Here is an 8,898-nt window from a genome sequence, read left to right on the forward strand (position 1 = left end):
TGTTAACAATGTTCGGTCAACGGTAGCCAAAGCCGAATGGTAGGTGGGAAGAGCGCAGAAGAACCGCCTCCCGCTTTTTGTGGCTTGGGTTACGTCTGCCCCAAGGAGCCCAGTGTGAACGCGATCCTCAAAGAGCGCATCAGAGAGCGGGTTTCTGCGCTCAAGATTTCGTGGCGTAGGGCCTCCCTGGAAGCGGGTCTGGAGGCGGGATTCATCCAGGACATCATTACCGGTCGCTCCCAACATCCAGGTGAGGACGCGGTGGCAAGCCTGGCGACCGTTCTCAAGTGCAGCTCGGCATATCTGACGGGCCAGAGCGACGATCTTGCCAGCGCTGCAGGGGCTCACGGCGCAACAGCAGTTCCTTCGGACGCCGCCCAGCGGCCCGATGCTGTGATGGCGCTCAGAATTGTCGACGAACTGCTGGCCGCCGGTCACATCGAGGCAGCCCGCGTCGCTGTCAGGCGCGCTCTCAAAGCTATTGCTGTCGAATAAAGTTGCACTCGCCTTCCAATCGCACATCACACAACTGCATCATTTAACCCGTTGCGTCATCGATAACAGCGAGCATGAAGCACCGTGTTCGTTGAACCCGAGTTGGTCCGAACCGCCGATTAGCACCAATTCGCCATGGACGTCCCGCTGCAGCCGAGCCTGATGGAAGATGGGTATCCGGGGCTTTGACGTTTCTGCTTCGCAGTATCAGGACATTCTAACTCTGCGGCTACAGGCGCTACACTGGCCCTCCACTTCGTTTCACCCTGGGGTCTGCACCGAGGCAGGCCACAGGTGATCTGGCAATCGGGTCATCTCTCTTCTAGAAACCTGCTCATGAGTCACTTCCTCCGCCTCTTGCCTCGCAGTGCACCATGACCAGACATGTGGTTATTGATGTCGAAACAGCGCAGCCATACGACCACATTGTCGAGATTGCGGCGGTTGAGGTCCTTGGCAACGCCATCTCGCCCCGCTCGCTGCAGCGCCGGATCAAGCCGCGCTCGGCGATGAGCCGGTTCTGCTATGCCGTCCATGGCATTTCGCTGAAAGACCTGCAGAACGACCCATATTTCGAGGAGATGGTCCCGGAACTCGTCGAGTTCGTCGGTGAGGCCACGATCGTGGCTCACAACTATGTCTACGAGTACAACACGCTCAAGCGAGAGTTCGAGCGCGCCGCCCGTCCGGTTTTTCCACGCGAACGCTTTTCCTGTACCATGGCTATGGCCAAGCGATCAGGCCTTCCTGGCAAGCTCCGCCAGGCGTGCTCACAGATTGGCATCAGCGTCACCCACCTTCGCAACGAGCATGATGCGTTGAACGATGCACTTCTGGCAGCTCACCTGTTTCTCAAGCTAAACCGAAACCAATACCCCTCGAACCTTCCCAGCGTGGTACGACGACGAAGCTCTCTCGCAAAAAAGAGCACTTAGGATATCCGGACGAGGCAACGTCTTTCAGTTCCCATCTCCCATAGACGTTGGGGCACCTCCACCCGTCGACCAGTCCATCCTGCCTGGAGTGACCTGCGTCTGCTGTTCATCGCCCATCGTTCGACGTGCCGGCCTTCGAGAGCCGATTGTGTCTGAACCGTATACCTGTCAGCCAAGCCAGCCCAAAGTTGAATCCGGCCTCCGGAGCCAGGTTTTGGCGACGCGGCAAACAACGGTGTAAGCCGGGTTGAACACGTTGCCTATGTCATAGCGCACCACCTGCCCCAGAAGATGGCTGGCGGAAATGGGATCCAGGTCGAAGCTGTTGCCTAGCCAGTTCAACATCTCTGTCGTTGCGTGTTGGAGCGCCTGGTCCAGCGGACGGGCATTGCCGACCGTGAAAATATCCGAAGCTGTCTCGCCACGGGGCCAACCGTGATTGGCGTTCTTCTTCAGCCGCACGGTGAATTCAATCTCGAACGATGTCTCGATCCCCGTGCCGACAATCTCGCCATCTCCTTGGCAGGCATGCCCATCGCCCAGGAAGAACAGAGCACCGTGCTCGAACACCGGGAAGCAGGCGACTGCTCCTGGCCCAAAGCCTCTGAAGTCCATGTTGCCGCCATGCCGGCCGCTCGTGGCCGTGGAGATCGCCTGTCCCATGCCAGGGGCTACTCCGAAGCACCCGATCATGGGGATCAAAGGCAACACAAGATCCGCCACCGCTTTGGGCGGCTCCAGCAAGCGCACAGTCTGAGCGTCGCGATCAATGACCCACTCGACCTGGTGCCGCTCAGGCAGGCGAGGCAGGATCTCCGGATCGACCACATTCGGGGCCAGAAGGGAATAGGTCCAGCCTGTATCCCGGGTCGGCGTCATGCGTTGGATCTGCACGATCAGCGCGTCGCCGGGCTCTGCCCCCTCCACGAAGAAGGGGCCCGTCATAGGATTTGGCCTGGGAGCGCGTTCCACATTCTCATGGTCACGTCCAGCGGCATCAACCGTGGTGGTGATGACCGTGTCGCCATCAGCGATCCGCAGGACCGGATCACGAGCACCCAAAACATTGTGATAGCTTGTCGGACTGAACCGATGTTGCGCCACGTGCAATCTCCTCAACATTACCGGCGTTGTACATCATTCGAGCTGTGCGAGCCACAAGGCGGCTCAAACCGCCATTCGGGCAACCGGCCTTGCCTACGAAATGACCTGTACCTTGGCTCGCGGCGCGTGCCGGACCACCAAGGGCGGTCTATTCCACTCTTCGTGGACAAGAAGAACCGCAAGTTTAATACGCCGATTGATTCAGCCTGCCCTGAGGGAGTTGCACAGCTTTATGTTGCGCTGACCTCGTTGAGCGGCAGAGCCCGCCTGGTGAGATAGCCCGCGAGCTCATCAGGGCCCAGGCAATTCAGCACCCGGTGCGGAGGAATGCCTCCCTTGCGGGCCATCAAAACACCCCAGGAGGTAAGACCAAGCTCGTCGACACTATGCGCGTCCGGGTTGATGCTGAACACGCACCCTAGATCGAGGGCTCGCTGATGCCAGCGCCAGTCCAGATCCAGACGGGAAGGATGGGCGTTGATTTCAACCGCCACCCCGTGCTTTGCGCAAGCCTCCAAGACCGTCTCGATGTCAATCTGGTACCCCTCCCGGCGGCGGAGCAGCCGACCTGTCATATGGCCAAGAATGGTCGTGAAGGGGTTGGACACCGCCCGAATGATGCGCTCGGTTTGGGTCTTGGCATCAAGCTTGAAGCGGCTGTGCACACTTGCCACGACGAAGTCGAAGCGAGCCAGCACCTCGTCCGGATAGTCGAGCGAGCCGTCTTCGAGAATGTCGGACTCAATCCCCTTTAAGATCCGGAATTGGCCTCGGTAGCGGGCATTCAACTCGTCCGCGAGTTCGTGCTGGATAGTGACCCTCTCGACTGAGAGTCCGCCGGCATAGCTGGCTGTTTTTGAGTGATCCGCGACACCGAAATACTCATAGCCTTTGGCCCGCGTCGCCTCAGCCATGTCCTCAAGCGTGTTGCTACCATCCGAGAAGTCGGTGTGGCAGTGCAGAAGACCGCGGATGTCCTGATCGGCCACGAGGTGAGGCAATCGTCGCGCCATGGCGAGGGTGATCTCTCCCCTGCCCTCCCGCAGTTCGGGTTCGATGAAGGGAAGATCCAGCGCGGCATAGACGTCCTTCTCGTCCACGCAGTCAACAAGGTGCTGACCGCGGTACAGCCCTCGCTCATCCAGCCGCAAGCCATGGCCCTCGGCAACCGATCGGAGTTCGTTGATGTGCTCGGACGAGCCTGTCGCCAGCAGCAGGGCGACACCATAGTGCTGCCGGTCTGCCAGCCACACCTTGGCTCCCTCAGAGACGTTGACAATCTCAACCCCCAAGTGAGCCGGGGTCTCGGCCACAAGAGCGAGATCGGAGACCAGCTCGGAGCCACGCCGGAAGTCGCCGGCGGGAACGATGCGGGTGAGTTCTGGATGCGACCGCCTGAGGTTTGCTTCCAAAGTGCTGAGGTGCTCGCCGGCGCGATGGATGAGCCGCTGCCCGTGCGAGCGCCGCATGAGCTCTATGCCGGTGAGGACCTTGTTCTGGAAGGCAGGACCGAAGCCTTTCGTCGCCTTGAGGCGGTCCTGCCGGCACGCCGCTTCGAGCTCATCGACGCTGGTGATCCCGAGCTTGCGGTAGAGGTCGAGGACTTTCTGTGGGCGCAGACCTGGGATTGCCAGGAGTTCCAGCACGCCCGCTGGCACCTCGGTCCGCAGGGCCTCCAAGCGCGACGTGGTGCTGTCCCGGTGCAGTCGCTGGATCGTCTCTGAGAGGGCGGCGCCCACGCCTGGGATCTCCTGAAGTCGCCCTGCCGCGATGACCTCCTCAAGGGCCTCACTGAGCAGCAGGAGGCTCTCGGCCGCCCGGGTGTAGGAGCGCGCCTTGTAGGGGTTCTCTCCCGCGAGCACGAGCCGCTGCCCGATCTCGACCAGCAGCTTGGCGACGGCGGGCGCATCCAGGCCCTTGGAGGCCTGTGCCCCTATCTCTGACGGCGGCGATGAGGCTGGTTCTCGGTCCATTCGCACCTCTAGCGGGTCGCGGCTCCCGGCCACGAGTAACGTCTGGCAGAACCCGACAGTTTCCGAAAGCAAGCCGACCCCATAGGGCGGTGGTCTCGTGCACCTCGTTGGGATGCTCCTGTCCGTGTCAGAGGTCCAGGCCGGAGACCATACCGTCGCGAGCCATGAGGACGATTCTGATGCCGGCCCGCCGAACCAGCGGACGTTCGCGCCATGCCTCTGCGAGCCTACGGAAGACCGGCGTGTCCGGCACGGCCGCGATCACGATGTTGTCGGCGGATACGTCGAACAGGAGCGCCTGCCCTAGCGCCGTGGTGAGGAGCGGATACTCTGAACTTCCGGGCCTGCGGGCCAGAGGACCCTTCTGGCATGCTGCGATGATCCGGCGGCCATTGATGGTGGTGATGACGTCGCCCTCGCCCGGGCGTGAATGCACGCGAATGGTCTCGTCGCCGCGCCGGTATGAGCCAATCCAGGCGCTGCGGCCGACCTGCGGTTCCTTGACCTGCTCCCATCCCGTCCCGGCCATAAATCGTCTCATGTCAAAGAGGACGGTGTTGCCGATCCGGATTGTGAAGCGACACCGAAGGTTGACCCTTCTCGAGGGGAGCACAATGCCTTAGTTTAGCGACACAAAATGGAATTTCGGCGGGCACGTTAGGCGCTCATGATAACCCCGCCAACGCTGTGAATTGGCCGGCAATGTCATGCGATTAGTGACAGTCGTCACAGAGGGCAGCGTCGATGCTGATTCATACTTTGTCCGCGTTAGACCAAGCGACCTTCCTTCTTGGTTCTCCTGGATCCCAATCTTTCAATCCTAATCCATCTCCATGATAGCTTTTTGCATAGCTTCTCTGAGGGTGGTCTTAGGATTTTTCGTGCAGACCTTCAGGATAGCTTTGTCCATTTCCGCCATTGAGGCATCCGCCTCCGCATCGCCGGTCTTCACGCCGCCAAGCACTCCCTTTGCTGAACCCGTTGATGCCTTCACATAGTCAGCGCAACTCATCGCTCCGGGATCCGCTGGCGAAATCTGAGCAGCACATGGAGTAGCGATCACCAATATAAGCGCGAGAATAGTCTTATTCATAAGCCAACCTGGAGTTTGTGGGGCGAGGATCGAGGGCAGGGTAGAAAGGGATCCACTACCTAACAGGAATAGGGACGGCTCCCTATTCTACCGGAGAATAACCCACACGACGATTGCGAGAGGGCCCACCGCCCCCAGCGTAAAGGAAAGAGCATTCTGTGCCATGGTCATCATCCTTTGATGATGCTTGTGCCATGGATCAGACCAGCGATCTGTGAGACTACGCACAGAGTGTTAGCGTTCCTGCCGGGAAAGACCGTGTCAACGCCGCTCGTCGCGAACCGTGCCCTCCGTCCAACGGCAGATCCTCCATGTTGGGCTGTGGCGCGCCGACGCCCGAAGGGGGCAAGCTGGTGCTCCTGGCACTCGGAGGTCGTGTTCGTGGTGCGCTGACCTGAGCGAGACCAGCGGAATGCAGTCTGATGGCAATGTGGGTGAACTGTCGATTGGTTTACCCCTTGTATTATCAAGAGCGGTAACTATATCTCGTTTGTAGGCGCTGCCGGTTAGGTAAGCCTCAAAGCCTCCTCTGATTTCTCCGGTGTCTTTGATCGATCACCTCGACAGGATCTGGCTGCATGAGGCTGTGTGGATACGTGATGAATCTCCCTTGCATTTGTCGGGAGATCGCTTATGTGTCCCCTCCCCGCGCCGCCGCGACAGCAGGTGAGCGCGTTTTTCTAGACACGGTAACCATCAGTTCCTGAGCCTTGCGCGGGAGCGATGTTGCGCCTTCAGACATGCGCAGTTCGAGGCCAGACCGGCCCGAGTGCGGATTCTGAGGGTGAGGCTCTTTGTGTCTGGCTTGGTCCATGAGCGATGAATGTTCGAAGTGCATTCGAAGCAGTCATCCTGCTCCTCTGGCGATAATTCGTACATGAGCCGGAGGTCTTTAGATCGTTCGGCGAAGGTCAACGCAGAAATGGCATCATTTCTGTGAACGGCTTTGCTTTGTCTGTATTTAAATGTACTTAGCAAAATGAGCAAACCATCTCAGGAAATCTTCAAAAAACTTCTGAACGAGGTTGACAGAGTCGGCGGGTTGGACTAAATAAGCTTCATCGACGGCGCGGTTCGAACGGACCGGGTGCCGAAGCCTCCAGAAGCCGGCGCCTTTGGGCAGTAAGCTGATGCGAGGTTTGTCTTCGTCTCTGATCGAGACACCTGTTCTTTGACATTGTTGAGAGGGAAGAGAAGCGTAGGCGGCGGTGTCCTTGCGCCGGACCTTTTGGGGTTCGGGTGGATAGACATCGACCAGTTCTATGCTTTGGTGAGTACACCGCTTCAGGGCGACCTGGAGTGAGATGGACTCTGTCAATTTGCGTAGTGACTACAGTCGAGATCAAATTCTTCAACTTGAGAGTTTGATCCTGGCTCAGAACGAACGCTGGCGGCAGGCTTAACACATGCAAGTCGAACGGGCCCTTCGGGGTCAGTGGCAGACGGGTGAGTAACGCGTGGGAACGTGCCCTTCAGTTTGGAATAACCCAGGGAAACTTGGGCTAATACCGGATACGCCCGCAAGGGGAAAGATTTATCGCTGAAGGATCGGCCCGCGTCTGATTAGCTGGTTGGTGAGGTAATGGCTCACCAAGGCGACGATCAGTAGCTGGTCTGAGAGGATGATCAGCCACATTGGGACTGAGACACGGCCCAAACTCCTACGGGAGGCAGCAGTGGGGAATATTGGACAATGGGCGCAAGCCTGATCCAGCCATGCCGCGTGAGTGATGACGGCCTTAGGGTTGTAAAGCTCTTTCGCACGCGACGATAATGACGGTAGCGTGAGAAGAAGCCCCGGCTAACTTCGTGCCAGCAGCCGCGGTAATACGAAGGGGGCTAGCGTTGTTCGGAATCACTGGGCGTAAAGGGCGCGTAGGCGGCTTTGTAAGTCGGGGGTGAAAGCCTGTGGCTCAACCACAGAATTGCCTTCGATACTGCATGGCTTGAGACCGGAAGAGGTTAGTGGAACTGCGAGTGTAGAGGTGAAATTCGTAGATATTCGCAAGAACACCAGTGGCGAAGGCGGCTGACTGGTCCGGATCTGACGCTGAGGCGCGAAAGCGTGGGGAGCAAACAGGATTAGATACCCTGGTAGTCCACGCCGTAAACGATGAATGCCAGCCGTTGGCGAGCTTGCTCGTCAGTGGCGCAGCTAACGCTTTAAGCATTCCGCCTGGGGAGTACGGTCGCAAGATTAAAACTCAAAGGAATTGACGGGGGCCCGCACAAGCGGTGGAGCATGTGGTTTAATTCGAAGCAACGCGCAGAACCTTACCAGCCTTTGACATGTCCCGTATGAGGAGTGGAGACACGCCTCTTCAGTTCGGCTGGCGGGAACACAGGTGCTGCATGGCTGTCGTCAGCTCGTGTCGTGAGATGTTGGGTTAAGTCCCGCAACGAGCGCAACCCTCGCCCCTAGTTGCCATCATTGAGTTGGGCACTCTAGGGGGACTGCCGGTGATAAGCCGCGAGGAAGGTGGGGATGACGTCAAGTCCTCATGGCCCTTACGGGCTGGGCTACACACGTGCTACAATGGCGGTGACAAAGGGCAGCGAACCCGCGAGGGGGAGCTAATCCTCAAAAGCCGTCTCAGTTCGGATTGCACTCTGCAACTCGAGTGCATGAAGGCGGAATCGCTAGTAATCGTGGATCAGAACGCCACGGTGAATACGTTCCCGGGCCTTGTACACACCGCCCGTCACACCATGGGAGTTGGTCTTACCCGACGGCGCTGCGCCAACCGCAAGGAGGCAGGCGACCACGGTAGGGTCAGCGACTGGGGTGAAGTCGTAACAAGGTAGCCGTAGGGGAACCTGCGGCTGGATCACCTCCTTTCTAAGGATGTTCTCTTACGAGGTGGCGTCATGCCGCTTCTATCGGAACACTTGGAACACTAGGGTCAGTCAGACCCTGCTATGCGGGACGCTGCCGTCTTCGCTTCTCTTCTCAATCCGGATACATCGACCGGGGCGTTGGCGCTGCTTCAGCGCGCGCTTTGGTTGGGGCCTGTAGCTCAGGTGGTTAGAGCGCACCCCTGATAAGGGTGAGGTCGGACGTTCGAGTCGTCCCAGGCCCACCATTGTCGTGTCGCCTCGTGACGAGGCTCAGGGGCCTTAGCTCAGCTGGGAGAGCGGTAGCTTTGCAAGCTTCAGGTCGTCGGTTCGATCCCGACAGGCTCCACCACGATGCTTCGTGGCCATGATCCGGAGGTCAAAGGAATTCGCCTCCCCTTATCTTGAGGGTGAGCGCGGATGTTTGAAATCGTAAAGAGGCAGCATCTTCGGCCAGCAGGAC

Annotated in this window: 6 protein-coding genes, 2 tRNA genes and 1 rRNA gene; 5 read left to right on the plus strand and 4 right to left on the minus strand. The window is 58.9% G+C overall.

Annotation, left to right across the window (positions count from 1 at the left end):
• The first annotated feature begins 114 nt into the window (after nucleotides 1–114).
• Both U0023_RS34015 and U0023_RS34020 read left to right on the plus strand, forming a co-directional pair.
• On the plus strand, nucleotides 115–495 hold the full coding sequence (locus tag U0023_RS34015) for a hypothetical protein (RefSeq protein ID WP_009491784.1): 381 nt from the start codon (nucleotides 115–117) through the stop codon (nucleotides 493–495).
• Nucleotides 496–869: 374 nt separating this feature from the next.
• Nucleotides 870–1,430, plus strand: coding sequence for a 3'-5' exonuclease (locus U0023_RS34020; RefSeq protein ID WP_009491782.1), 561 nt, complete (start codon nucleotides 870–872; stop codon nucleotides 1,428–1,430).
• Nucleotides 1,431–1,598: 168 nt separating this feature from the next.
• On the opposite strand, the gene U0023_RS34025 is transcribed toward U0023_RS34020, so the two are convergent.
• From U0023_RS34025 to U0023_RS34040, 4 genes are all read right to left on the minus strand, one after another.
• Nucleotides 1,599–2,534: an acetamidase/formamidase family protein gene (locus U0023_RS34025; protein WP_009491779.1), complete on the minus strand. Its 936-nt coding sequence runs from the start codon at nucleotides 2,532–2,534 to the stop codon at nucleotides 1,599–1,601.
• 230 nt (nucleotides 2,535–2,764) lie between these two features.
• Nucleotides 2,765–4,507 carry a DNA polymerase/3'-5' exonuclease PolX gene (locus U0023_RS34030; protein WP_009491777.1) on the minus strand — a complete coding sequence of 581 codons (1,743 nt, stop codon included), beginning with the start codon at nucleotides 4,505–4,507 and terminating at the stop codon, nucleotides 2,765–2,767.
• Nucleotides 4,508–4,634: 127 nt separating this feature from the next.
• Entirely contained in the window at nucleotides 4,635–5,036 is a 402-nt protein-coding gene (locus U0023_RS34035; protein WP_009491775.1) for a hypothetical protein, read from the minus strand.
• A 291-nt stretch (nucleotides 5,037–5,327) separates the two neighbouring features.
• Nucleotides 5,328–5,600 (minus strand): hypothetical protein, encoded by a 273-nt coding sequence (locus tag U0023_RS34040; protein ID WP_154661050.1) that lies wholly within the window; start codon nucleotides 5,598–5,600, stop codon nucleotides 5,328–5,330.
• Nucleotides 5,601–6,952: 1,352 nt separating this feature from the next.
• On the opposite strand from U0023_RS34040, the gene U0023_RS34045 reads away from it, so the two are divergent.
• From U0023_RS34045 to U0023_RS34055, 3 genes are all read left to right on the plus strand, one after another.
• Nucleotides 6,953–8,439: ribosomal RNA gene (locus U0023_RS34045) — 16S ribosomal RNA — on the plus strand.
• A gap of 167 nt (nucleotides 8,440–8,606) precedes the next feature.
• Nucleotides 8,607–8,683 (plus strand) — tRNA-Ile (locus tag U0023_RS34050).
• Nucleotides 8,684–8,711: 28 nt separating this feature from the next.
• A tRNA-Ala gene (locus tag U0023_RS34055) sits at nucleotides 8,712–8,787 on the plus strand.
• Nucleotides 8,788–8,898 lie beyond the last annotated feature (111 nt).

The organism is Microvirga lotononidis, assembly GCF_034627025.1.
Classification (GTDB): Bacteria; Pseudomonadota; Alphaproteobacteria; order Rhizobiales; family Beijerinckiaceae; genus Microvirga; species Microvirga lotononidis.

Excerpts from the sequence above, each read along its gene's own strand:
- U0023_RS34020 (WP_009491782.1), top strand. The coding sequence starts at position 870 with ATGACCAGACATGTGGTTATTGATGTCGAAACAGCGCAGCCATACGAC.
- U0023_RS34030 (WP_009491777.1), bottom strand. The coding sequence starts at position 4,507 with ATGGACCGAGAACCAGCCTCATCGCCGCCGTCAGAGATAGGGGCACAG.
- U0023_RS34035 (WP_009491775.1), bottom strand. The coding sequence starts at position 5,036 with ATGGCCGGGACGGGATGGGAGCAGGTCAAGGAACCGCAGGTCGGCCGC.
- U0023_RS34040 (WP_154661050.1), bottom strand. The coding sequence starts at position 5,600 with ATGAATAAGACTATTCTCGCGCTTATATTGGTGATCGCTACTCCATGT.